The sequence below is a fragment of the Serratia sp. PGPR-27 genome (genome assembly GCF_022678525.1).
GTDB lineage: Bacteria > Pseudomonadota > Gammaproteobacteria > Enterobacterales > Enterobacteriaceae > Serratia > Serratia nematodiphila.
Map to the genome: position 1 here is coordinate 78,900 of NZ_JALBYS010000004.1, position 23,599 is coordinate 102,498.

A 23,599-nucleotide genomic window follows, 5' to 3' on the forward strand; every position below is an offset into this window, starting at 1 on the left:
CTCAGGGGTCAGACACGCTCAATGATCATGGCGATGCCTTGGCCGACGCCGATGCACATGGTGCAAAGCGCGTAGCGGCCGGCTCGCCGTTCCAGTTCAAACAGGGCGGCCAGCGCCAGGCGCGCGCCGCTCATGCCCAGCGGATGCCCCAGAGCGATCGCGCCGCCGTTGGGGTTAACCTGCGGGGCATCGTCCGGCAGGCCAAGCTGGCGCATCACCGCCAACGCCTGGGCGGCGAACGCTTCGTTCAGTTCGATGACGTCCATCTGCGCCAGGCTCAGCCCGGCGATCTCCAGCACCTTGCGGGTGGCCGGCAGCGGGCCGATGCCCATCAGCCGCGGCTCCACGCCGCAGGTGGCGGTGGCAACGATGCGCGCGCGCGGCGTCAGCCCCTGGCGCACCGCCATTGCTTCGGAGGCGACGATCAGCGCCGCCGCGCCGTCGTTCAGGCCCGAGGCGTTGCCGGCGGTGACGCTGCCGAGCTGACGGAATGGGGTTTTCAGCGCCTGCAGCTGCTCGAAGGTGGTGTCGGCGCGCGGGTGTTCATCCTGGCTGAACAGGGTGACCGCGCCTTTTTTACCGGTGAGGCTGACCGGGGCTATCTCCTGCGCCAGGTGGCCCAGCGCCTGCGCCCGGGCGGCGCGCTGCTGGCTGCGCAGCGCAAAGGCGTCCTGATCGGCGCGGCTGATATTGAACTGCGCCGCGACGTTTTCGGCGGTCTCCGGCATCGAATCGGTGCCGAACTCGGCCTGCATGCGCGGGTTGACGAAGCGCCAGCCGAGGGTGGTGTCGTACAGCTGCGCCTGGCGGCTGAAGGCGCTGTCGGCCTTGCCCATCACCAGCGGCGCGCGGGTCATCGACTCCGCGCCGCCGGCCAGCAGCAGCCCGGCGTCGCCGGCTTTGATGCTGCGCGCCGCCATTGCCAACGCATCCAGGCCCGAACCGCACAGGCGGTTCACCGTGGTGCCGGAAACGCCGACCGGCAATCCGGCCAGCAGCAGCGCCATGCGTGCCAGATTGCGGTTGTCTTCCCCGGCCTGGTTGGCGCAGCCGAGGATCACGTCGTCCAGCTGTGCCCAATCCACCTGCGGATGGCGCTCCAGCAGCACGCGCAGCGGCAGGGCGGCGAGGTCGTCAGCGCGCACCTGCGCCAGCGCGCCGCCGTAGCGGCCGATCGGGGTGCGCACGCCGTCGCAGATAAATGCCTGATTCATGCCTGATCTCCTAAAATGCTGTGGCCAAGGCGGTGCGCGCGGCCGCGAAACCAGGCGACGGTTTTGCCCCGTTGGTTAACGATTTCGACGTCATACAGCCCGGTGGCTTTGCCCTGATGGCGCATCTGCGCGCTGGCGGTGAGGCGATCGCCGGCCAGCGCCGGGCGGACGAAGTCGATGCTGCAGCCGGAGGCCACCGCCGCCAACCCCTGGCTGTTGCAGGCGTAGGCGAAGGCGGTGTCCGCCAGGCTGAACAGTTGGCCGCCGTGGCAGGTTTGGTGGCCGTTGAGCATCTGCGGGCCGACGGTCATGCTGACCTGCGCGTACCCGGCGTCGACGGCGTCGATGTGCATCCCCATCGCCTGAGCGCAGGTATCTTGCTGGAACATCTGTTCGGCGCAGCGCTGAGCCAGCGCGCGCGGCGTATTGGCGTTCATCGTTCGGCTCCTGAGAAAGAGGCGGGGGAAGCGTAGCGGCGCAGCAGCGGCATCGGGCGATAGCGCGCTTCGCCGTAATAGCGTTGCAGGTTTTCCAGCGTCGTCAGAATGTGACGCCAGCCGAGTGCGGCGCCCCAGGCCAGCGGGCCGCGCGGATAGTTGACGCCGCGCAGCATCGCCAGATCGGTATCTTCGGCGCCGGCGACGCCTTTGTTCACCACGTCGAGCGCTTCGTTGGCCAGCATGGCCAGGGTGCGCATCGTCAGCAGGCCGGGATAATCCGGCAGTTGAATGATCTGCTTGCCGAGGGACTGCAGCAGGCGAATCGCGTTGGCATTGTGTTGCGCGCCGTTTTGCGCCGCGCAGCTGATGGCGATGGCGGAGGCATGCGCATAGTCGGCACAGAGATCGAACAGCACCACAGGCGTTCCACGTTCGTCGGCCAGTTGGCCGGCGGTTTTACCATTGGTTAACATCAGTGTAACGTCGTCGATCGTGAGGTACGGGCTGGTCTGGCCAGGTTGTTTGATCGCCCCCGCATTTTCGATCAACAGTTCCGCTAAATCGGCCAGCGAAGACCAGTCGCCGTGCAGCGTGACGCGTTGCGGCGGCGCGGCCTGCGCCGGCGGCGCAAAGGCGATCATCTCTGCGGCGGGGCGTTGCGCGTCGTAGCGGTAGAAGCCGCGGCCGGATTTGCGGCCGAGATGTCCGGCGGCCACCAATTCCTGCTGCACCAGAGAGGGGGTGAAGCGCGGATCCTGGTAGAAGGCCTGATACACCGAGTCGGTCACGGCGTAATTGACGTCCTGGCCGATCAGATCGGTCAACTGCAGCGGGCCCATGGCGAAGCCGCCGGCGTCGCGCATGACTGCATCCAGGGTGGCGGCGTCGGCCACCCGTTCCTCCAGCGCGCGCAGGGTTTCGGCGTAGAACGGCCGCGCCACGCGGTTGACGATGAATCCCGGCGTCGAACGGCACACGACGCTCTGCTTACCCCAGCGCTGCGCCAGGGCTTGCAGCGCGGCGAGAGTCTCGGCCCCGGTCTCCAGACCGCTGACGATCTCCACCAGCTTCATCAGCGGCGCCGGATTGAAGAAGTGCAGCCCGGTCATGCGCGCCGGGTGTTGCAAGGCGCCGGCGATGGCGGTGATCGACAGCGAGGAGGTATTGCTGGCGAACAGCGCCGTGGGCGAGCAGACCGCTTCCAGATCGCGGAACAGGCTCTGCTTAATCGCCAGATTTTCCGCCACCGCTTCAATTACCAGCGCGCTGTTGGCCAGTTGCTCGAGCGAATCGGCGCGCTCGAGGCGTGCCAGCAGCGCCTCGGTGGCGTTGGCGTCGGCCTTGCCGCCGTCGACCCGCTGGCGCAGGCGGCGAGTGAGTTCATCGATCGCGCGCTGGGCGGCGGCGGGCGCGATATCGAACAGCCGCACCGGGTGACCGGCGGCGGCGGCCACCTGCGCAATGCCGATGCCCATGGTGCCGGCGCCGATCACCGCCACCTGGCCGTTAAGAAGGGGCGCGTTCATGGCTATTTCCCGCTGAAGTTTGGCGTGCGTTTGGCGAAGAACGCGCTGACGCCTTCGCGGTAGTCGTCGCTGCGGCCGCCCAATCGCTGCAGATCGCGCTCCAGATCGAGCTGCTGATCGAGGCTGTTGGTGGCCGAGCTGTAGATGGCTTTCTTGATAAGACCCAGACCGTAAGTCGGCTGGGTGGCCAGATGGCGCGCCAGCGTTTGCGTGCGGTCGGCCAATTCATCCGCCGGCACCACCTGCCAGATCATGCCCCACTCCAGCGCCTGTTGGGCGCTGATTTTGTCACCCAGCAAGGCCATGCCCATGGCGCGGGCGTGGCCGGCCAGCCGCGGCAGGAACCAGCTGCCGCCGGAATCCGGCACCAGCCCCAGGCGGCAGAACGACTGAATAAAGCCGGCGTTGTCGGCGGCGATGACGATGTCGCACGCCAGGGCCAACGCGGCGCCGGCGCCGGCCGCCACGCCGTTGACCGCGCATACCACCGGTTTCGGCAGGGCGGTCAGGCGGCGGATCAGGGGGTTGTAGAAACGTTCGACCGACAGGCCGAGATCCGGCGCCTGTTGATCGGCGCTGACGTTGCGATCGTTGAGATCCTGCCCGGCGCAGAAACCGCGGCCGGCGCCGGCGATCAGCAGGCAGCGCACGCTGTCGTCGCGCTCGGCCTGCGTCAGCGCTTCACTCAACTGGCGATGCATCTCGTCATTAAAGCTGTTGAGCCGATCCGGCCGGTTGAGGGTCAGCGTCAACACGCCGGCGTCGAGATGGCTGAGAATCAATGCGTTATCCATAAATCAGCGCCCCTGATAGTTTGGCGTACGTTTTTCGAAAAAGGCGGCGATGCCTTCGCGGCGATCGTCGGTGGCGGCCAGGGTGACAAATTGCTGACGCTCCATCGCCAGCCCTTGGCTAAGGCCGATTTCCTCGGCCTGTTTCAGCGCCTGTTTGGCGGCGCGCAGCGCCAGCGGCGCCTGACGGCTGATGCGATCGGCAATCTGCTGCGTGCGCTCCAGCGTCAGGGCATCGACGCACACTTCGCTGATAAGGCCAGAGTGCAGCGCGGTGCGGGCGTCGATGGCTTCGCCGGTCAGCACCATCTGGCTGGCGCGCGACTTGCCGACGCAGCGGATCAGGCGCTGGGTGCCTCCGGCCCCCGGCATCAGGCCGAGGGTGATCTCCGGCAGGCCGAAGCGGGCGCTTTCGCCGCCGATAACGATGTCGCAGGCCAGCGCCAACTCGCAGCCGGCGCCCAGGGCATAGCCGTTCACCGCCGCCAGCAGCGGCTTGCTGAACTGCGCCAGCCGCTGCCACAGCTGCGGACGGCTGTCCGCCAGCGCGGCCGGCAGATCCTGTTGTTGCAGTTCGCGCAGATCGGCCCCGGCGGCGAAGAAGCGCGCCGCGCCGGCGATCACCACGGCGCCCACGCCGCTGTCGGCGTCAGCCTGCTCCAGCCGGGTAACCAGCTGTTCCAGGCACGGCGTGCTCAGGGCGTTGCGCGCCTCCGGGCGATGCAGCGTCAGCGTGACCACGCGGTGTTGCTGCTGATGCAAAATAAAGGGGGTATCCATCGCGGCTCCTAGACGTCGAAGTCCAACACCACGCCGTCGCCTTTCGGCCACGACTGGCAGCTCAATACGTAGCCCGCCGCCAGCTGATCCGGCTCCAGGCTGTAGTTGACGCCCATCTCCACCTGGCCGGCCTTCAGCCGGCATTTGCAGGTGGCGCACACGCCGCCTTTGCAGGCGTAGGGCAGATCGGCGCCCTGGCGCAGCGCGGCATCGAGAATGCTGTCGTCCTGTTCGCCGACCTCGATATCCAAACGGCGGCCGTCGAGCAGGATCGCCACCCGGGTGGCATTGCGATCGCCGCTGTGGCGCGGGCGGGCGACCAGGCCGCTGGTGTTGAAACGTTCGCTGTGGATGTGATTGGCCGGTACGCCGGCCTGTTCCAGCACGGTCTGCGCGTCGTCCATCATCGATTCCGGCCCGCAGATGAAGGCGTGGTCATAGTCGCGGAAATCCAGCAGCGCGCCGCCGATCGCCGCCAGGCGTTCACGGTCGATGCGGCCGCTGAGCAGCGGGCTGTCGAGGCTCTCCTGGCTGAACAGGTACAGCGGCTGAAAACGCTGCGGATAGCGGTTTTTCAGATCCGATAGCGCCTCTTTGAACATCATTGAACGGCTGTTGCGGTTGCCGTAGATCAGGGTGAAGCTGCTGCCCGGCTCAAGCTGCAGCGTCGCCTTGATGATCGACAGCATCGGCGTGATGCCGGAGCCGGCGGCGATCGCCAGATAGTTGCCGCGGCGCTCCGCCTGCGGCTGATAGCCGAAGCGCCCCTGCGGCACCATCACTTCCAGCGCATCGCCGACTTTCAGCATGCGGTTGACGAAGCCGGAGAAACGGCCCTGATCAATCGCTTTTACGCCGATCTGCAGCAGGCCTTCCTGCGGCGAACTGCAGATGGAATAGCAACGCCGCAGCTCTTCGCCGTTGACTAGCGCCTTGAGCGTCAGGTGCTGGCCGGGGGTGTAGCGGTATTGGTTTTGCAGCTCTTCGGGCACCCGCAGGGTGATGGCTACGGCGTCCGGCGTTTCGCGCTCGATGGCGGCGACGTTCAGGCGATGAAAGACCGTCATGGTGTCAGCGCTCCTATATGCATTTGAAATAATCGAACGGTTCCCGGCAGTCGCAGCAGCGGTACAGCGCTTTACAGGCGGTGGAGCCGAACTCGCTGATCTTCTCGCTGTGGGTGCTGCCGCAGCGCGGGCAGGCTACCGGGCCGTGGGCATGCGGCCGATCGCAGGTGTGGCCCTGCGGCGGCGCTACGCCGTATTGCCGCAGCCGTTCGCGGGCGTCGGCGTTCATCCAGTCGGTGGTCCAGGCCGGGCTGAGGCGAATGTCCACCCGCACCGGGCTGAATCCGGCGGCCGTCAGCCGCTGCTCAATGGCGTTGAGCAGAAATTCGGTGGCCGGGCAGCCGGAATAGGTTGGGGTGAAGGTCACGCGCCAGCCGTTGCCGTCGCGCGCCACGTCGCGCACCATGCCCAAATCGGTGATCGACAGCACCGGCAGCTCGGGATCGCTGATCTGTTGCAGACAGTGCCAAATCTGCGGGATTTCAGCGGGTTGCAAACGAGTGACGTTCATCGCGGCCTCCTACCATTGGCCGTTTGGATAGGCGCGTTGCAGGAACTGCATCTCCGCCAGCAGCGGGCCGAGGTGTTCACTGTGTCGGCCTTGTTTGCCGCCGTGCCGGAACGCCTGCTCGGCGGGCAGCGTCAATGTCGCCTGGCGCAGCGTCTCTTCCACCTGCGCTTGCCAGGGAGCCTGCAGCTCGCGCGGATCGACGGCGATGCCCTGTTCCGCCAGCTCAAGCTCCAGCGCGTCGGCGTGGAACAGCTCGGCGGTGAAGCGCCACAGGTTATCCAGCGACTGCTGGATCTTGCGGTGGCTGATGTCGTTGCCGTCACCGAGGCGGATCATCCAGCCGCGGCTGAAGCGCAGGTGGTAATCGGCCTCCTTCAACGACTTGGCGGCGATGGCGGCGATCTGCGCATCGCCGCTGCGGCTCAACGCCTGGTGCAGCTGCACGTGGTAGACGTCGAGCAGGAACTGGCGCACCAACGTGTCGTTGAAACCGCCGTTCGGCTGTTCCGCCAGCAGCAGGTTATGAAACTGGCGTTCGTCGCGGCCGAAGGCCAGGCTGTCTTCGCTGCAGGGCGGCCCGGCCAGTCCGGCGGCGTAGCCCAGGAAGTGGCGCGCCTGGCCGAGCAGATCGAGCCCGATGTTGGCCAACGCCAGATCGATCTCCAGCTCGGGCGCGTGGCCGCACCAGGCGCACAGGCGCTGGGCGAGGATCAGAGGCGTGTCGCCCTGGCGAAGCAAATAGCTGATGCGCGGATCGTTAACCGTCATGGTCGCCTCTACATGTTCTTGATGCCGTCGGGAATGGTGTAAAACGTCGGATGACGGTAGATCTTGTCTTCGGACGGATCGAAGAACGCGCCGCGATCTTCCGGCTGCGAGGCGATCAGATGGCGCGATTGCACCACCCAAATCGAGCAGCCTTCATTACGGCGCGTGTAGGCGTCGCGGGCGTTTTCCAGCGCCATTTGGTCGTCGGCGGCGTGCAGGCTGCCAACGTGGCGATGCGCCAGCCCTTGTTTGCTGCGGATAAACACTTCATACAGCGGCCATTCAACGTGGCTCATGATCTCGGTTCCTTATGTTGGCTATGCGGCGGAAGCGGCGTTTTTCGCGGCGTGGGCCATGGCGCCGTCACGCACCCAGGCGCCGTCTTCCCAGGCGCGGCGTTTGGCCTGCAGGCGTTCGTGGTTGCATTGGCCACGCCCTTTGATCACCTCATGCAGCTCGCTCCAGTCGATCTCGCCGAAGCGATAGTGGCCGGCAGCGGCATCCCAGTGCAGATCCGGATCCGGCGCCGTCATGCCCAGCGCTTCCAGCTGCGGTACGGTGTTGTCGACGAACTTCTGCCGCAGCTCATCGTTGCTGTGGCGTTTGATTTTCCACGCCATGCTCTGGGCGCTGTGGGGGGAGTCGACGTCGCTCGGGCCGAACATCATCAGCACCGGCCACCAGAAGCGATCGATGGCGTCCTGCAGCATGGCGCGCTGCGTGTCGCTGCCGTTGGCCATCGCCATTACCGCCTCGTAGCCCTGGCGCTGGTGGAAGCTCTCCTCTTTGCAGATCTTCACCATCGCCCGCGCATAGGGGCCGTAGGACGCGCGGCACAGCGCCACCTGGTTGACGATGGCGGCGCCGTCGACCAGCCAGCCGATCACGCCGATATCCGCCCAGTTGAGCGTGGGGTAATTGAAGATAGAGGAGTATTTCATCTTGCCGTCGAGCATCTTTTGGTAGATGTCCTGGCGCGAACAGCCGAGGGTCTCGGCGGCGCTGTAGAGGTACAGACCGTGGCCGGCTTCATCCTGCACTTTGGCCAGCAGCACCGCCTTGCGGCGCAGCGTGGGGGCACGCGTCAGCCAGTTGGCTTCCGGCAGCATGCCGATGACTTCCGAGTGGGCGTGTTGGCCGATCTGCCGAATCAGGTTCTGACGATAGGCGTCCGGCATCCAGTCTTTAGCCTCAATGGCGATATCCGCCGCGATCTTGTCGTCGAAATGCTGCTGATACTGTGCGTCAGTTGTCATGCTTGCCTCTTGGTGATTCGTATTTTTCACATTAAATATAAAAATGTGAATCACTTTAACTAACCATAAGGCTACAAACTGATAACAAAAAGATCAAACGAGATTTATGTGGTTTTGCGAGCGCACTCACAAGTGTTTTTGTTAATCATTTGATTTTATTTTATAAATATAAAAAGTGACTCCGTATTAATGCCAGGGTAAACGGCTTGAAAGCGCTTCTTGTTCTCTTTTTGTTAAAATTGAGTTTGGCGTTGACTGGCATTTATGTGATACGTAATTAAGCTGTATGGTGAAAATTTATGAATTCCGGAGGGCACATGCAGCAGTTACACAGTTATCTTTCTGGCGCCTGGGTGTACGGGCAGGGAGAGGCGCGCGAGATCCGTCACGCCGTAACCGGCGAAGCGCTGTACCAGGTTTGCTCCGACGGCCTGCCGTTAGCGGCGAGCCTGAGCTATGCCCGCAGCCACGGCGGCCCGGCGCTGGCGCACATGACGTTCCAGCAGCGCGCCCAGATGCTGAAAGCGGTGGCGAAACACCTGCTGGCGCATAAAGAGACGCTGTATCAGATTTCCTATCAAACCGGGGCGACGCGCAGCGACGGCTGGGTCGATATCGAAGGCGGCATCGCCACGCTGTTCGCCTATGCCGGCATGGCCGGCCGCGATCTGCCGGACGATACGCTGTGGCCGGAAGATGAGCTGATCCCGCTGTCGAAGCAGGCGCAGTTCGCCGCCCGCCACGTATTGACCTCGCGCCCCGGCGTGGCGCTGCATATCAACGCCTTCAACTTCCCTTGCTGGGGCATGCTGGAAAAACTGGCGCCGACCTGGCTGGCGGGCATGCCGGCCATCATCAAACCGGCCACCGCCACCGCGCAGCTGACGCAGGCGATGGTCAGGCTGATCGTCGACAGCGGGCTGGTGCCGGAAGGCGCGCTGCAGTTGGTATGCGGCGGCGTCGGCGACATGTTTGCGCACCTGGATTATCAGGATGCGGTAACGTTCACCGGTTCGGCGCAGACCGGGCAGCGGCTGCGGGCGCATCCGCGCCTGTTGGAGAAATCGATCGCGTTCACCATGGAGGCGGATTCGCTCAACTGCTGCGTGCTGGCGGAAGACGTGACGCCGGAGATGCCGGAGTTTGCGCTGTTTATCAAAGAAGTGTGCCGTGAAATGACCGCCAAGGCGGGGCAGAAGTGCACCGCGATCCGCCGCATCATCGTGCCGGCGGCGCAGGTGGCGGCGGTGCGTCAGGCCTTGTTGCAGCGTCTGGCGGGGGTGACGGTGGGCGACCCGCAGTTGGAGCAGGTGCGCATGGGGGCGCTGGTCAGCCACGAGCAGCGTGATGATGTGCAAAGCAAGGTGGAGTTCCTGCTGCGCAACGGCTGCGAACCGCTGTGCGGCGCGTCGTTGGATAAGCTGGAAGTGATGGGCGACAGCGCGCGCGGCGGGGCGTTTTATCCGCCGACCCTGCTGTATTGCGCCGATCCGTTCACCCATCAGGCGGTACACGGCACTGAGGCCTTCGGCCCGGTGGCGACGCTGATGCCGTATGCGGATACCGAGCAGGCGATCGCGTTGGCGTTGCTGGGGCAGGGCAGCCTGGCGGGATCGCTGGTGACCGCCGATCCGGCGGTGGCCAAGCGCTTCATTCGCGCGGCGGCGTGCGCCCATGGCCGCATGTTGATTTTGGATGAACAGGCGGCGGCGGAATCCACCGGCCACGGTTCGCCGCTGCCGATGCTGGTGCACGGCGGCCCGGGGCGCGCCGGCGGCGGTGAAGAGCTGGGTGGACTGCGCGCGGTGAAGCACTATATGCAGCGCACGGCGATCCAGGGCAGCCCGGCGATGCTGGCGGCCATCGGCGGCGAATGGGTGCGCGGCGCGCCGGTCGCCGAACATCCGGTGCACCCGTTCCGGAAATACTTCGAGCAGCTGCAGCTGGGCGACAGCCTGTTGACCGCGCGCCGTACCGTGACTGAAGCGGATATCGTCAACTTCGCCTGCCTGAGCGGCGACCACTTTTACGCGCACATGGACAAGATCGGCGCTGCCGATTCGCTGTTCGGCGAGCGGGTGGCGCACGGTTACTTTGTGGTGTCCGCTGCGGCCGGGCTGTTTGTCGACGCCGCCGTCGGGCCGGTGATCGCCAACTATGGCATGGAGAATCTGCGCTTTATCGAACCAGTGAAGATCGGCGACACCATTCAGGTGCGGCTGACTTGCAAAAAGAAAATCCGCAAGCCGCAAAAAACCGCCGAAGATCGGCCGCACGGCGTGGTGGTGTGGGATGTTCAGGTGTTGAATCAGGAACAGCAACCGGTGGCGCTGTACAGCATTCTGACGCTGGTGGCGCGCCAGCAAGGGGACTTCGAGGCATAATGCGCGTTTCGCCGCCGCCGGCATCCCGGCGGCGGCGAGCCATTCAGATCAGCGGCTGCCCGCGCAGCTGTTCCAGCACTTTCAGCGGCGAACGCTGCGGATCCTGCATCTTGTTCACCGGCAACAGGAAGGTCTGTTCCAGCATAAACTGGCCGCCCATTGCGGCGTGCGGCGTTTGATCCGAGAAGCAAATCCAGCTGCTGCCCGGTGGGAATTCCAGCGCCAGCTGCGGACCCCGTTGCTGATAATCGCCGTCGGCCTTCATGGCGTCATGCAACTGCAGCATCAGGTGGTCATAATGGCTGCGGCGGGTCTTGGTGATGCGCACCTGATGCTGCAGCCAACTGCTGAGGGCGGAGTAGCGTGCGAGGCGCGGCATAAAGCGTGCCGCCAGCTCAGGGAACGGCTCGCCGACGCGCCATTGGCGATGCTCGCCGTGCGGGTTGATGTTGGTGAAAATGCGCAGAATGCGTTCGCCGTAGTTCGGGCGCGACGGGAAAGCGTCAACGTGCAGGCGGCTGTCGTCTTTGCGCCAGGAACTGGTCGCCCGCCAGGCGGAAACCGGGTGCAAACGCAGGCTGCCGGTCGGGTGGTGCAGCGCCTCCTGATACTCGGGCAGCAGCCCGGCGATCAGCTGGCGGCAAGATTGATAATAGCGCTCCAGCAGTTGCTGAACCTGTTGACGGTGTTCCGCGACGGCGACGCCGCTCAGTTTGCCGGACAGCGGTTGATAGCTGATGTTTTTGCGCTTCGGATCGACCAGCGTTGGATCCAGCAGCGGCATTTCCTGTTCAGACAGGGTGAAGGCCAGTTCGGGCAGAAACAGTACCTTGCCCTGTTCCAGTTCGCTGACCGCGCTGGATGCTTCCGCTGCCGCCCATTGTCGCAACGGCAGCGTCAGGACGGCCTGTTCACGCATAATATCGCCAGTAGGCATGAGATCTCCTCGCAAATCTATATCGCTTTATTCCCGTCTTTCAGGTTGCCGCGTGATTGGCTGCACTGGCTTGCGCAGTGGCTGGCTGGAGCGGCGTCAGCAGGCCGCTCAATTGCAACGTGAAATTTGTGGGTTCTATTATGGATGTATCAGCAGGGCGCAGTGCGCCGAAGCGTGCGATGGCTTCCTGATATAGAGAATAGTCCTGATAAGGATATCACCGGCAATACCAATGAAAAGTAAACGAGGGCTAAACGGGGCTGCGCGTAGGCACGAATAATCAAAAATGGCACGAATTGTCTGCGGAATGGCGATTTTTTATCTTGTTGAATTTTAATGGAAATAAATATTACGCTTATTATTGGCGTTATTTTATTCAGAGCGCAGGGTAACCCGGGAAAATAATGTTGCGGAGAGGAATTATTTCATTTTGGTTGGTAATAAATCGGGCCGCCAAAATTTGGTGGCCCGATTAATGATTAAGCGCCGTAAATGCAGTTTTTGCCTTTTTTCTTGGCCTGATACAACGCACTGTCTGCCTCATTGATAAAGCTGATCGGCGTATCGTTATACATATGTGGCACTTTGGCGCAGATACCGATGCTGATGGTGACGATGCCGTGCGGATTACCCTGATGCGGAATTTTCAGATCGCGCACCGCGTTGATGACGCGTTCGGCGAAAATCAGTGCGCCCTGGACGTCGGTATCCGGCAGGATGATCCCCATCTCTTCGCCGCCGTAACGCGCCAGAACGTCGTTGCTGCGGCACGCCAACCCTTTGAGCGTTTGGCCAATCTGCTGCAGGCATTGGTCACCGGCGACGTGGCCATAGCTGTCGTTGTACTGTTTGAAATAGTCGATATCCAGCATCAGCAGCGCCACGCTGCGGTAGTTGCGCGAAGCCCGTGCCAGCTCGTTCTTCAGCGCGATATCAAACTGGCGGCGGTTGGCCAGCCCGGTCAGGCCGTCCAGCAGCGCCAGCTCTTCGAGCATCTGGTTGATGCTGGTCAGCTGATCGCGGGTGCGCATCAGCTCGGCTTCGGTTTGCATGCTGTGCTTGATTTGCCGCAGCAGCACCATGCCCATCGCCAACAGGATCATCAGCAGCGAGAGGCCGCCGACGGCGAACAGGCCGGCGTCGGTGCGCCAGTCCGCCAACGCGTCGCGTTTCGACAGCCCGGCGGCGATCACCAGCGGAAAGCGGTTGACCCGCGAATAGCCGTAGATGCGCTCTACTTTGTCGTACAGCGAGGTGATGGTGGCGTTACCGAATTCCGAATGCGGCAAAATTTCGCTGAACAGCACACCCTTGGCGATGTTTTTACCGATCGACGCCGCCGAGTAAGGGCGGCGGTAAAGGATGGTGCCGTCCGCCAGCAGCAGATTCAGTGAGGCGTCGGTGTTGAGGGCGAAGCTATCGTAAAACTGGCGGAAATAATCGATGTACAGCGTCGCCAGCACCACGCCGCCAAAGCTGCCGTCCGGGTTGTTGAAACGCCGCGAAACGGGAATGATCAGATCGCCGGTGGTGCGGCTGCGGATCACCTTGCCGATGTACAGGCCGCCGTCGTCGCGGTTTTGATGGTATATGAAGTACTCGCGATCGGCGTTGTTGGCGTTCTTGATGAACTTGCCCGAGGAGGTCGCCAGCCAGCGGCCGCGCGCATCGTAGAGAAACAGCCCATGCAGCTGCGGCAGGTTGCCGACCTGCGTTTGCATCACCCGCTGCAGCCGGGTCAATTGCGATGGCCCCAGTCCGTCGTTCTGGAGACGTTCGGTCAGATCGAGCAGATTGCCGTCCACCTGCATGAAAGTATCGTCGGCATGCTGCGCCAGCGAGCGGGCGAGGTTGGCGGATTCATGCTCGGCGCTGCGCAGATCGCGCTGGTGTGCGTTCCAGATTTGCCAGCTGTTAAAGAGGATCAGCGTGGCGGCAACGATGATGACAAACACGCCGGCCTGAAATAATAATGGGGAGCTTTTAACGCTGCGCGCCGGCACGGCATCCTGTATGGGTTGCTGCTGAGTCATGTCACCCTTGTTGTTTGATTACTATTCAGTTTGAGTTAAGAGCAATCTTATATTTTATGCATAAATGCGTCAGACCTCTAGCCTTTAACGAGGCGATAAGGCGAAAGGTCGATCGCTGCCCGCATCAGCGGCGGTGTGAACACCTCGGAGTGAAAGAGCCATGTCTGATTACATCATTATCGCTTTACTGACGCTGGCGGTGTATTACCCCCTTACGCTGGGAACGCTGGCGGTGATGATGTACTTCGCCTGGCGCCGCCGCCGATCGCCCTATTGGCGGTTGGGATTGGCGCTGTTGGCGCTGCTGTTCGTGCTGTTCGCCAAGGCGGCGTATGACTGGCACCGCTATGGCTAGCGGCGCCATGCGGGGTTATTCGACGTTGATCATCCAGTTGACGCCGAATTTGTCGGTCAGCATGCCAAAACCTTTGGCCCAGAAGGTGGCTTGGTAAGGCATCGTCACCTGGCCGCCCTGCGCCAGATTGTCGAACAGTTTGCGTCCTTGTTCCGCATCGCTGGGGTTCAGCGACAGCGAGAAACCTTTGTGAGAAGCACCGCCGCTGTCATCTTGCGGACAGCCGTCGGAGGCCATCAGCACGCCGTCGCCGATCAGCAGGCGCGCATGCATGATCGCTTCCGGATTGACGTCCTGCGGTCCGCCTTGCCGGGCTTCTTCGGGCATGTCTTTAAAGCGCATGACCATTTCAACTTTGGCATTCAACTGCTGTACGTAGAAGTTAATCGCTTGCTCACAGTTACCGCTGAAAAACAGATAGGGTTGTACCAGCATGACATTGACCTCGATTATGGCCCGACAGGCAACGACCGGCTCTCGGGCGGACGAAATGATTGCTGGCGGCAATAATTGCCGTCGGTGACTTACTAGTGTAGTTCCCCTGGCGCAGAATGCTTGTGCGAGGTGAGCGCGCCTTCGCCGGCGGTGTGACGGGCAAAGGCGCGAAGGGGTCAATACAGCGACGGTTCGCCGGGTGGGCGGGTTTTAAAGCGGCGGTGCAGCCACATGTATTGGTCGGGGGCCAGCAGCACTTGTTCTTCCACCACGCGGTTCATCTTGGCCGCCGCGCGCGTTTCATCATCCAGCGGGAAGTCCGTCAACGGCGGCTGCACGATCAGCTCATAGCCCTGAGCATTTGGCAGGCGGCGCGGCACGAAAGGCACGATCGACGGCCGCCCCATGCGCGCCAGAATAAAGGTGCCGGTGGTCGTGGCGGCATTTTCCACGGCGAAGAACGGTGTGAATACGCTACTTTGCGGCCCATAATCGTGATCCGGCGCGTACCACAGGATTTCGCCCTGTTTCAGGTTGCGGATCATACCTTTGATATCTTTACGATCGATCATGAATTTATTCGAGCGCAGCCGGCCGCGGGTCTGTACCCATTCCATCAGCTTGTTGTTGTGCGGGCGATGCACACCGATGCCGGGGTTTTGCATGCCGAAAATGCGCGCACCCAGTTCCAGCGTCAGGAAATGCAGACCGATCAGCAGAACGCCTTTGCCGTCCTGACGCGCCAGCCGCATGTTTTCCATGCCGCTCACCTTGAACCAGCGGGCGATGCGCCAGTCGGGCCAGAACCAGGCCATGCCGACTTCGAACAGGCCCATGCCGACGGACTCAAAATTTTTGACGATCAGCGCCTCGCGCTCGGCGGCGGGCATTGCGGGGAAGCAGAGTTCTAAATTGCGGCGCGCTATTTTTACCCGGCGTTCCATTAGGCGCATGGCTATTCTGCCAAGGCCGTGTCCGAGCCGATAAATGAGCGGGTAGGGCAGTAATACCAAGAGATAGAGTATTCCCAGTCCTATCCACAACAACCAATAACGAGGGCGCAAGAATTCGCGCTCAAAGCGTTGGTTAGAAAGCATTTTTCCTGTTATTCCTTTTCTTTGCCAATGGGACCTTAACCCAAATTGTCATGAGGAAGATGATAGAATATTTTGTGCTAAACAGGATTTTCCATTAATGCTTTTTTTTACGCTTTATTTAAACGCAGGCGAAAAACGAAGCGAAATAGGATTTTTACCGAGGGATGAGGGGATATTTTCCGCTATTTCAATTGGCTGGCGAAATTGAAAAATAAAGACACAATTCAGCGCATCGCAAAAGTGACAACGGCTATGTAACCTTAATGAAACAGTAACGCTACGGAACCGTCCCAAGCGGCGGCCAGTGCGTACAGTAGCGCGAGGATCAGGACAAAAGGTGCATTGAACATCGGCGTTTCCTCCCGGAGGATATGTTTAAAGTTTAGCCTTGCAAGATGACAGCGGGATGAAATCAGATCGTTTTTTGTATGGTGAAATTCAGACGGACGGAAATAGGTAAACCGCTGATTTTTTACTATAGTCATAGTGTGAAGTTGTGCGTTTGCCGCCGGAAGCCTCCGCATTGAGCGGCAGCGGGCAGATTGCCCAGAGCAATATCGCGGAGCGGATGGCGCCTGGCGCGAAACATGTGACGAAATTCTCAGAGGGTTGGTCTGTAAGGATTTGACATGTCATATGAAAATGACGATCTAAACGGTGTTGAGCAACCGAGCGACTACGTGAAAACCACCGCCTGCGAAGTGAGCAGCGGTGTAAAAGCAGCGCTCGAGCAATCATGTGCCTGCCTCAAGGATAACCCTTGGGCGGGGATAGGCGCCGGCGCCGTCGTGGGCCTGGTAATAGGATTTCTGTTAGGCAAAAGGTAATAGGGAGAGTAAAGATGGGCATCATTTCCTGGATCATTTTTGGTTTAATCGCCGGTATCCTGGCCAAGTGGATTATGCCGGGCAAAGACGGCGGCGGCTTTATTGTGACCGTTATATTGGGGATCGTGGGCGCCGTCGTCGGCGGCTATATCAGCACCTTCTTCGGTATGGGCCGCGTTGACGGTTTTAACCTGGGCAGCTTTGTGGTGGCGGTCATCGGTGCCCTTGTGGTGCTTTTTGTCTACAGGAAGATCAAAGGCTAAGCAGCCGTTGCTCAACAGGGTCGCCGCGGCGGCCCTTTTTCGTGAAATCAATCCGGCGGTGCGGCGCGGGCCGTACCCGCTGAAAGGGGAATATCATGGGTCTGTTCGATAGCGTATTGGGTAACATTCTGGGCGGCGGCGCCAACGGTGGTAAAGGTATCGACTACATCGCCATTATGCAGTGGGTCGAGCAACAAGGCGGCCTGCAGGCCATTTTGGACAAGTTCCGTCAGGGGCAGTTCGGCGATATCGTCGGTTCCTGGCTCGGCAATGGCGAAAATCAGCCGATTACCGGCGACCATGTGCAGCAGGCGTTGGGTAGCGACGCCATCAACCAACTGGCTGAAAAGCTGGGCATCGATCCTGCACAGGCGTCCAGCACCATTGCACAGTTCTTGCCAACGGTCGCGGATGCCGCCTCACCAAACGGTGAAGTTCAGCAAGACAGCAACGAGCTGGGCGATATGGTCGGTAAACTGTTCAAATAATGATTAGGCTCCCGGCGTCTGGCCGGGAGCATTCACTCCGTTAATTCCCTCGATCGCCGTCAACGCCTGCTGCAGATGCGCCACCCAGGCGCGCACTTTCTCCGGAATAAAACGTAAAGCGGGGTAGACCGCGTGCAGCGCCATGGGCGGGTAGCGGTATTCCGGCAAAACGGGCACCAGCGCCCCCGTCGCCAGCTGCTCGGCGATTAACGGCCGTTGGGCGCCGCCGATACCGGCTCCAGCCTCAATGGCGGCCAGCAGCGATAGCGTATTGTTGGCGCGGAACGTGGGCCGCACTGCAACCATCTCGGGGCCGTGCGGCCCGAACAGAGTGAGCGTATCGCCGTCGTTCAAACCGCTGTAACGAATGTGCGCATGTTTAGCCAGCTCCGCCGGCGAACGTGGAGCGCCATACTTGGCCAGGTAGGCCGGTGACGCCACCAGCAGGCGTTGCAGCTCGCCCAAACGTTTAGCCACCATGCCGGGCGCATGCAGTTCACCGAAACGCAGCGCCACGTCGATGCCTTCGCCGATCACGTCGGCGCGACGATCGTCCAGCAGCAGCTCGATGGCGAGGTTCGGATGACGTTGCTGGAAAGCGATGGCCAGCGGCGTGACGTGCAACTGCCCGAACCCGGTCGGGGCATGAATGCGCAGATTGCCCTGTAACTGGTGGTGCTGGCCGTGCAGCGATTCTTCCGCTTCGTCGACCGCCGCCAGAATCGGTTTGAGGCGCTGATAATAACTGCTGCCGGCATCGGTCAGGGTGACCGCCCGGGTGCTGCGAAACAGCAGTTGTGCCCTCAGTTGCTGCTCCAGGCCGGCGATTTGCTGACTGACCGCCGGCTGCGTCAAACGCAGATCGCGAGCGGCGGCCGACAGGCTGCCCAGCTCCGCCACCCGCATAAAGGTTTTCATTGCGTTCAGCTTATCCATGTCGATCTTGCCTCTAGATTTTTCTTATAAGTGTTAGTGTAAACACTCTTCTACCGCAAGCATTACTAATCAATGACACTCAGGGTATCGACAACCTGAGGAGTGGCAAGATGGATACAAAGCGACAGGCATTGGTGATCGGCGCCAATGGCGTGATTGGGCGCCGATTGATTGAGGAGCTGACCGGTCAGGGCTGGCAAGTGGTGGGCGTCTCGCGCCGGGGGGGACAATCGGCGCCGGGGGTGCGCCACCTTCAGGTTGATCTGCTGGATGCGGCGGCGACGCGCGACGCGCTGCGGCCGCTGAGCGCGATTAGTCACGTTTTCTATGCCGCCTATCAGGATGCGCCGGACTGGGCGGGGCTGGTGGCGCCGAACCTGCAGATGTTGCAACACGTTGTCGAAGGGCTGGAGCCGATCGCGCCGGCGTTGGAGCACATCAGTTTGATGCAGGGTTATAAGGTGTATGGCGCGCATTTGGGGCCGTTTAAAACGCCGGCGCGCGAAAGCGATGCCGGGCATATGCCGCCGGAGTTTAACGTGGCGCAGCAGCAGTATCTGGCGCAGCGGCAGGCCGGCAAACGCTGGCGTTGGAGCGCCATCCGTCCAAGCGTGGTGGGGGGCTTCTCCCTCGGCAACCCGATGAATCTGGCGTTAAGCATCGCGGTTTACGCGTCGATCAGCAAAGCGCTCGGGCTGCCGTTGCGCTTCCCGGGTAAACCGGGCGCTTACCACAGCCTGCTGGAAATGACCGACGCCGGGCTGTTGGCGCGCGCCACGCTGTGGGCGGCGACCGAACCTGCGGCGGCCAATCAGGCGTTTAATATCAACAACGGCGATCTGTTTCGCTGGAGCGAGATGTGGCCGAAAATCGCCGCTTACTTTGGGCTGGAATGCGCGCCGCCGCTGCCGATGTCGCTGGAGATCATGATGACGGACAAAGCGTCGCTGTGGCGGGAGCTGGCGCAGCGGCACCAATTGGCCGAACCGGACTATCGCGCGGTGGCCGGCTGGCGTTTCGCCGATTTCGTCTTTTCCTGGGACTATGACATGTTCGCGGATGGCAGCAAGGCGCGGCGCTTCGGTTTCCACCAGTTTGTCGAAACCGAAGTCATGTTTTTCTCACTGTTCGATGAGTTCCGCCGCCGCGGCATCATTCCCTGAACGTGGCATTGGTTTCCCCGCAGCACCGGCCGCGGGGAATGGGCTCAGAACGTCAGCATGATCTTGCCGATGTGCTCGCTGGACTCCATCAGCGTATGCGCGGCGGCGGCTTGCTCAAGCGGGAAGGTTTTAAAAATTTGCGGTTTCAGCACGCCACGCTCCAGCAGCGGCCAAACCTTTTCGCGCAGATCGGCGGCAATCTGCGCTTTGTCCGCCACGCTGCGCGAGCGTAGCGTCGACCCGGTATGGGTCAGACGTTTCAACAGCAGCGGCATCAGATTGAGCTCTTTCACCACGCCGTTTTGCGTGCCGATTTGCACGATGCGGCCTTCCATCGCTGCGGCCTGATAGTTTTTGGCGACATAATCGCCGGCGATCAGGTCGACGATGACGTCGGCGCCTTTACCGTTGGTGGCGTCTTTGGTGCGTGCGACAAAGTCTTCGCTGCGGTAATTAATCGCCACGTCGGCGCCCAGCGCCAGGCTGGCCTGACGTTTCTCTTCGGAGCCGACGGTGGTGATCACCTGGGCGCAGAAGGCCTTCGCCAGCATGGTGGCGACCGTGCCGATACCGGAGGTGCCGCCATGGATCAACACGGTTTCGCCGGCTTTGAGATGACCGCGCTGGAACACGTTGACCCAGACGGTAAAGAAGGTTTCCGGCAGCGCGGCGGCCTCGGTCAGGCTCAGCCCCGCCGGCACCGGCAACGCATTGCTTTCATGCACGGTGCAGTATTCCGCATAGCCACCGCCGGCGATAAGGGCGCAAACCCGATCGCCGAGCGCGAAGTGGGTCACGCCTTCACCGATGGCCACCACTTCGCCGGCAATTTCCAGGCCGGGGATATCCGAGGCGCCTGGCGGCGGCGCATAGTTCCCCTGGCGCTGTAGCACGTCGGGGCGGTTAACGCCGGCGGCGGCGATTTTCACCAGCAGTTCGCCCGCTTGCGGAGCGGGCACCGGGCGTTCGGTAACGACCAGAACGTCGGGAGCGCCCGGTTCGCTGATTTCAATCGCTTTCATCGTGCCGGGCAGCGCTGCATTTGTTGACATGGTTACTCTCCTCATCGTGGCGGACGTGGTTATCAGGCGAAACGTCCGCAATAAAGTCTGCTGTTAGCTTAGCGAAATCGAATGAGGCGCGCGTGGTTGAATAGAGCGGTTTTGCGAGGAAGAGGCGAAGCCGCCGCGATGGGCGGCAGGGCATTAATCGTTAGGCGGGATGCGGAACCCTTTTAACGAGACGATGAAGTGTTCTTTTCCTTTGGAGATTTTGGCGCCTTTATCGCACCACAGGCTGGCAAGCTGGAAGAAGTCGTCGCTGCCGATATCGTAAGCCAGTTCGATTTTCTTGGCGGTGCCGGCGCGGATGAGTTTTTCTGCTTCCTGATGGTTTGCAGCTTTAATTATGGTCATGGGCGAAATCCTTGGTGTTAAGCCAGAGCGGATAAACGCGAATCATCATATGGCCATAATGTGACAATTTTGTGATGAAAGCATGACAGCCCGCGAAGGCGCGGCGCGCGATGTGCCGGGCCTTCGCGGTGAAAGCGCGTTGTCGGTTACCGATCGTGCGGGCGGACGAGTGTGCTTTTTTTCTGAGATTTTAAATGCTTGTAGAGGGCGAAGCCCGCAATGCCGGCCAAGACGGCCAGGAGGGCAAGGGATCCTGTGGCCATGAACGTTACCTCCGAATAAGAATGGCAAGGAGGCGTATTTGTGACATTCATCACTTTGTGGGGCAATGAGAGCAATCTGTAATCGGAAGACGCTTTGAGGGATAGGCAAAAAAAAAAGCGCCTATAGGGAGGCGCATAAAGATTTGCAACACAGCTTGTTGTGTTCAACACCAGGAGGAGTGGTGAACTGAGGCATATTCTATGCAGCGGCAAAGGAGGCTGATATAGGCATTACTCCGAAAGCGCCACTACCACTCATACCCCAACTGAATGTTGTAATCGGGATCCTTATTGGTGGAATAGGGATCAGACTGGCGGCGGCGATCGGTTTTCTTCACCGGGCCTTCATACGCGGGATAAGGTTTGGCGCGCGGTTTGCTGCAGCCAGGATGATCGCACTCAATATCGACGCGAAAACCGCTTTTATCTCTCGCCTCTGTCCAGGCAATCGGCGGTTTTCCCGTTTTGGGGGCCGGCCCTGAGGGGGCAGGCGGCTTGGGCGCGGGAATCATGCTGGGGTCGGGGGCTTGATAATTGAGCTCCAGTGCACTCTGCGGAGCGCTGTAAGCGGCAAAGGCCAGCAGGGCGGCGGCACTGACAGCCGGTAATGTAAGCCATCTCGGCATGGTGAATCTCCCTGAATGATTTCGTCAGGCAACTATAAAACAGCAGAACGAGAATTACTATCATTTGCCTTGGGCGTTACGGGCGAGCCAGGCGGCGGCCCTATCGGCAGACAGGGTCAAATCCTGTGCGTTTAGCCGAGATTAGCGTCCCATCGCGGCGAAAAAGGTTGCTATTGCCGCTCGCTCATGAGTTAATGATGTCGGCCTGTGGTACAGACCTATTTATGCACGACATTTTGAGTAAAGTAGTTCAAATTTAAAGCGTTATCCCGGATAGCCCTTCTCTGACGAATTTCCTTTCCAGTGCCTCCATAAGTAACTGATGACCGGCTACCTCGCCCATGGCGGCTTACATTTATTATTGAAGGAAATTAGACATGTCTAACATGATCAAAGGTCAAGTGAAGTGGTTCAACGAAGCTAAAGGTTTTGGTTTCATCACCCCAGCAGACGGCAGCAAAGACGTATTCGTACACTTCTCTGCTATCCAGGATCAAGGCTTCAAGACCCTGGCTGAAGGCCAGAACGTACAGTTCTCTATCGAGAACGGTGCGAAAGGTCCATCTGCGGCTAACGTTACCGCTATCTAATTGGCGTTTCCCGCTGATTGAAAAGAACCCGCTGCGGCGGGTTTTTTTATGCCTGCAATTTGGCAGCGCGCAAAAAAAAGCCCGCAAGTCTGCGGGCAAAAGTTCCTTGTTACTTCTTCATTTGCGAGCGCTTCTCTGGGGGGGAAACGCCTGAAGACAGGCTACGCGAGGCCGGCTTAAGATTCTGCGGCCAAACCGTTAAGAAAGTGAAAATCCAGGCGGCTGCTACGCTGATAGCAGAGGCCGGCAGGGCTGGAGCGGTGTCCATCGCCTCCGGTTTTGTAATACACTGACGGCAATCGTAAATAAGGGAGAAGGGTATGCAAGTTAACGATCGAGTGACGGTAAAAACAGACGGCGGCCCGCGGCGTGAAGGCGTCATTCTGGCCGTAGAGGTGTTCAACGAAGGCACCATGTACCTGGTTTCTCTTGACGACTACCCGGCGGGCGTATGGTTTTTTAATGAGATCGACAGCCGTGACGGCACGTTTGTGGAGCCCTGTCGCGAGCACGGGCAGTAACTTAGGCTAATCTCATTAATTTGCTAATGAAATTGTCCATTTTGAGATTATTTCATTGCGGTAAGATTTTTTTTATCGACGGCAAAAAAATACCCGTTGCGCTAGCGGGGGATAACGCAACAGGTATTTTTTTGTGGTTCCAGCGGCTGCTATCCAGATGACATTATCATCGGGTATTTAACGGCTGGTAAAACAGAGCGGGGGCGTTCTCTGTGGTTCAGCGGCTATTGACGAATATTCCACTGGTCAATGTATCGGTCAAACGAACAACGTGATAAATGATCTGCTTGTTGTGCGTTTTTATTTTCCGCTTGATGTTTCCCTTGTGGGAAGAGACCGTTTTGGCCTTTATTTGCATCTGGTCTGATATCTGGATGGTGCCTTGACCGGACATCCACATGCGTAACATGTTTGATTCAGTCTGGCTCAGCGTTACCGGCGTTTGATCCAGAGAGGATTTCTCCGTACGGAGGGACGTTCTCTCGAGATAGTGGCTAAGTAGCTGATTCATAGTCTCTGGCTTGATGGATTTTGACGATATGATGACGTTCTTGCGAACATATAAATAATCGTCGAAATGTACGTTGGTAATGGCCATGAAGATGAAGAATAACGTATCCGGGTGCAGTGAAATCACCCGTTTTATTCGCTCGGTGGCGTTTGCTTCGTGGATGAAGCAGTCCTCGTTAATAAACACCAGGCTCGGATTCAACTTGCTGCATTTTTCATGCAGGCTGTCAATGTCCTCGATGGCATTAATATGGCGCTTCTTCACGCCATGCGAAGTCAGATAGTCGGTTAACCCCAATCTGGTATAGCTGCATGAATCCATGATAATCGTTGGCATATCGCACCCCCACTTAAATCCGTTTTACTGCGGTAATATGAAAAAAGCCTAAAAAGCCGAAAGGCA

27 protein-coding genes are annotated in these 23,599 nt (G+C 60.3%); 8 read left to right on the forward strand and 19 right to left on the reverse strand.

Going from position 1 to position 23,599, the window contains the following annotated elements; genetic code table 11:
- Window positions 1-8: 8 nt before the first annotated feature.
- From pcaF to paaA, 10 genes are read right to left on the reverse strand one after another with little or no spacing between them, the layout of a single operon-like run.
- Window positions 9-1,214, reverse strand: coding sequence for a 3-oxoadipyl-CoA thiolase (gene pcaF, locus MMS95_RS03590; RefSeq protein ID WP_242141394.1), 1,206 nt, complete (start codon window positions 1,212-1,214; stop codon window positions 9-11).
- Complete coding sequence (gene paaI, locus MMS95_RS03595; protein ID WP_033639965.1) at window positions 1,211-1,651, reverse strand: hydroxyphenylacetyl-CoA thioesterase PaaI; 441 nt, start codon at window positions 1,649-1,651, stop codon at window positions 1,211-1,213. Before paaI ends, pcaF begins: the two co-directional genes overlap by 4 nt.
- On the reverse strand, window positions 1,648-3,180 hold the full coding sequence (locus MMS95_RS03600) for a 3-hydroxyacyl-CoA dehydrogenase (protein ID WP_242141395.1): 1,533 nt from the start codon (window positions 3,178-3,180) through the stop codon (window positions 1,648-1,650). The genes paaI and MMS95_RS03600 overlap by 4 nt, the downstream gene beginning before the upstream one ends.
- Window positions 3,181-3,182: 2 nt before the next feature.
- On the reverse strand, window positions 3,183-3,974 hold the full coding sequence (paaG, locus tag MMS95_RS03605) for a 2-(1,2-epoxy-1,2-dihydrophenyl)acetyl-CoA isomerase PaaG (protein WP_015378353.1): 792 nt from the start codon (window positions 3,972-3,974) through the stop codon (window positions 3,183-3,185).
- A 3-nt stretch (window positions 3,975-3,977) separates the two neighbouring features.
- A complete protein-coding gene (gene paaF, locus MMS95_RS03610) occupies window positions 3,978-4,751 on the reverse strand; it encodes a 2,3-dehydroadipyl-CoA hydratase PaaF (protein WP_015378352.1) in 774 nt (257 codons plus the stop codon).
- A gap of 8 nt (window positions 4,752-4,759) precedes the next feature.
- On the reverse strand, window positions 4,760-5,818 hold the full coding sequence (gene paaE / locus MMS95_RS03615) for a 1,2-phenylacetyl-CoA epoxidase subunit PaaE (RefSeq protein ID WP_015378351.1): 1,059 nt from the start codon (window positions 5,816-5,818) through the stop codon (window positions 4,760-4,762).
- A 13-nt stretch (window positions 5,819-5,831) separates the two neighbouring features.
- The gene (gene paaD, locus MMS95_RS03620; protein WP_004935179.1) at window positions 5,832-6,329 is read right to left on the reverse strand and encodes a 1,2-phenylacetyl-CoA epoxidase subunit PaaD; all 498 of its coding nucleotides are present in this window, start codon (window positions 6,327-6,329) and stop codon (window positions 5,832-5,834) included.
- 9 nt (window positions 6,330-6,338) lie between these two features.
- The gene (gene paaC / locus MMS95_RS03625) at window positions 6,339-7,097 is read right to left on the reverse strand and encodes a 1,2-phenylacetyl-CoA epoxidase subunit PaaC (RefSeq protein ID WP_242141396.1); all 759 of its coding nucleotides are present in this window, start codon (window positions 7,095-7,097) and stop codon (window positions 6,339-6,341) included.
- An 8-nt stretch (window positions 7,098-7,105) separates the two neighbouring features.
- Complete coding sequence (gene paaB, locus MMS95_RS03630; protein ID WP_004935173.1) at window positions 7,106-7,393, reverse strand: 1,2-phenylacetyl-CoA epoxidase subunit PaaB; 288 nt, start codon at window positions 7,391-7,393, stop codon at window positions 7,106-7,108.
- 21 nt (window positions 7,394-7,414) lie between these two features.
- Complete coding sequence (gene paaA / locus MMS95_RS03635) at window positions 7,415-8,353, reverse strand: 1,2-phenylacetyl-CoA epoxidase subunit PaaA (RefSeq protein ID WP_033632689.1); 939 nt, start codon at window positions 8,351-8,353, stop codon at window positions 7,415-7,417.
- A 317-nt stretch (window positions 8,354-8,670) separates the two neighbouring features.
- On the opposite strand from paaA, the gene paaZ reads away from it, so the two are divergent.
- On the forward strand, window positions 8,671-10,737 hold the full coding sequence (paaZ, locus tag MMS95_RS03640) for a phenylacetic acid degradation bifunctional protein PaaZ (RefSeq protein ID WP_085336719.1): 2,067 nt from the start codon (window positions 8,671-8,673) through the stop codon (window positions 10,735-10,737).
- 43 nt (window positions 10,738-10,780) lie between these two features.
- On the opposite strand, the gene MMS95_RS03645 is transcribed toward paaZ, so the two are convergent.
- Window positions 10,781-11,674: a Kdo hydroxylase family protein gene (locus tag MMS95_RS03645; protein ID WP_103085439.1), complete on the reverse strand. Its 894-nt coding sequence runs from the start codon at window positions 11,672-11,674 to the stop codon at window positions 10,781-10,783.
- Window positions 11,675-12,153: 479 nt separating this feature from the next.
- Window positions 12,154-13,707: a sensor domain-containing diguanylate cyclase gene (locus MMS95_RS03650; protein ID WP_015378345.1), complete on the reverse strand. Its 1,554-nt coding sequence runs from the start codon at window positions 13,705-13,707 to the stop codon at window positions 12,154-12,156.
- A gap of 160 nt (window positions 13,708-13,867) precedes the next feature.
- On the opposite strand from MMS95_RS03650, the gene MMS95_RS03655 reads away from it, so the two are divergent.
- The gene (locus MMS95_RS03655; protein ID WP_004935157.1) at window positions 13,868-14,062 is read left to right on the forward strand and encodes a hypothetical protein; all 195 of its coding nucleotides are present in this window, start codon (window positions 13,868-13,870) and stop codon (window positions 14,060-14,062) included.
- Window positions 14,063-14,077: 15 nt separating this feature from the next.
- Here the strand turns inward: MMS95_RS03655 and yjdN are convergent, their stop codons facing one another.
- The gene (gene yjdN, locus MMS95_RS03660; protein WP_004935154.1) at window positions 14,078-14,497 is read right to left on the reverse strand and encodes a VOC family metalloprotein YjdN; all 420 of its coding nucleotides are present in this window, start codon (window positions 14,495-14,497) and stop codon (window positions 14,078-14,080) included.
- A 176-nt stretch (window positions 14,498-14,673) separates the two neighbouring features.
- The gene (locus tag MMS95_RS03665; RefSeq protein WP_103085437.1) at window positions 14,674-15,594 is read right to left on the reverse strand and encodes a Kdo(2)-lipid IV(A) acyltransferase; all 921 of its coding nucleotides are present in this window, start codon (window positions 15,592-15,594) and stop codon (window positions 14,674-14,676) included.
- A 629-nt stretch (window positions 15,595-16,223) separates the two neighbouring features.
- Between MMS95_RS03665 and MMS95_RS03670 the strand changes: the two genes are divergently transcribed.
- From MMS95_RS03670 to MMS95_RS03680, 3 genes are all read left to right on the forward strand, one after another.
- Complete coding sequence (locus MMS95_RS03670) at window positions 16,224-16,421, forward strand: hypothetical protein (protein WP_004935148.1); 198 nt, start codon at window positions 16,224-16,226, stop codon at window positions 16,419-16,421.
- A 14-nt stretch (window positions 16,422-16,435) separates the two neighbouring features.
- Window positions 16,436-16,684, forward strand: coding sequence for a GlsB/YeaQ/YmgE family stress response membrane protein (locus tag MMS95_RS03675; protein WP_004935146.1), 249 nt, complete (start codon window positions 16,436-16,438; stop codon window positions 16,682-16,684).
- 95 nt (window positions 16,685-16,779) lie between these two features.
- Window positions 16,780-17,172, forward strand: coding sequence for a YidB family protein (locus MMS95_RS03680; protein ID WP_004935144.1), 393 nt, complete (start codon window positions 16,780-16,782; stop codon window positions 17,170-17,172).
- Between the two features lie 3 nt (window positions 17,173-17,175).
- Here the strand turns inward: MMS95_RS03680 and MMS95_RS03685 are convergent, their stop codons facing one another.
- A complete protein-coding gene (locus MMS95_RS03685; RefSeq protein ID WP_033632694.1) occupies window positions 17,176-18,108 on the reverse strand; it encodes a LysR family transcriptional regulator in 933 nt (310 codons plus the stop codon).
- Between the two features lie 110 nt (window positions 18,109-18,218).
- Here MMS95_RS03685 and MMS95_RS03690 point away from each other — a divergent pair, with 110 nt between their 5' ends.
- Window positions 18,219-19,271, forward strand: a complete 1,053-nt coding sequence (locus MMS95_RS03690) for an SDR family oxidoreductase (protein WP_015378339.1) — start codon at window positions 18,219-18,221, stop codon at window positions 19,269-19,271.
- Between the two features lie 44 nt (window positions 19,272-19,315).
- On the opposite strand, the gene MMS95_RS03695 is transcribed toward MMS95_RS03690, so the two are convergent.
- From MMS95_RS03695 to MMS95_RS03705, 3 genes are all read right to left on the reverse strand, one after another.
- Window positions 19,316-20,323, reverse strand: a complete 1,008-nt coding sequence (locus MMS95_RS03695) for an NAD(P)H-quinone oxidoreductase (RefSeq protein WP_015378338.1) — start codon at window positions 20,321-20,323, stop codon at window positions 19,316-19,318.
- Window positions 20,324-20,476: 153 nt separating this feature from the next.
- Window positions 20,477-20,686, reverse strand: coding sequence for a hypothetical protein (locus tag MMS95_RS03700; RefSeq protein WP_004935132.1), 210 nt, complete (start codon window positions 20,684-20,686; stop codon window positions 20,477-20,479).
- A gap of 511 nt (window positions 20,687-21,197) precedes the next feature.
- On the reverse strand, window positions 21,198-21,575 hold the full coding sequence (locus MMS95_RS03705) for a hypothetical protein (protein ID WP_015378337.1): 378 nt from the start codon (window positions 21,573-21,575) through the stop codon (window positions 21,198-21,200).
- Between the two features lie 377 nt (window positions 21,576-21,952).
- Here MMS95_RS03705 and cspE point away from each other — a divergent pair, with 377 nt between their 5' ends.
- Together cspE and dsrB are read left to right on the forward strand one after the other, a co-directional pair.
- Window positions 21,953-22,165: a transcription antiterminator/RNA stability regulator CspE gene (cspE, locus tag MMS95_RS03710; protein WP_004935122.1), complete on the forward strand. Its 213-nt coding sequence runs from the start codon at window positions 21,953-21,955 to the stop codon at window positions 22,163-22,165.
- Window positions 22,166-22,485: 320 nt separating this feature from the next.
- On the forward strand, window positions 22,486-22,686 hold the full coding sequence (gene dsrB, locus MMS95_RS03715; RefSeq protein WP_004935117.1) for a protein DsrB: 201 nt from the start codon (window positions 22,486-22,488) through the stop codon (window positions 22,684-22,686).
- Between the two features lie 217 nt (window positions 22,687-22,903).
- On the opposite strand, the gene rcsA is transcribed toward dsrB, so the two are convergent.
- Window positions 22,904-23,533: a transcriptional regulator RcsA gene (gene rcsA / locus MMS95_RS03720; protein WP_004935115.1), complete on the reverse strand. Its 630-nt coding sequence runs from the start codon at window positions 23,531-23,533 to the stop codon at window positions 22,904-22,906.
- Between the last annotated feature and the right edge of the window lie 66 nt (window positions 23,534-23,599).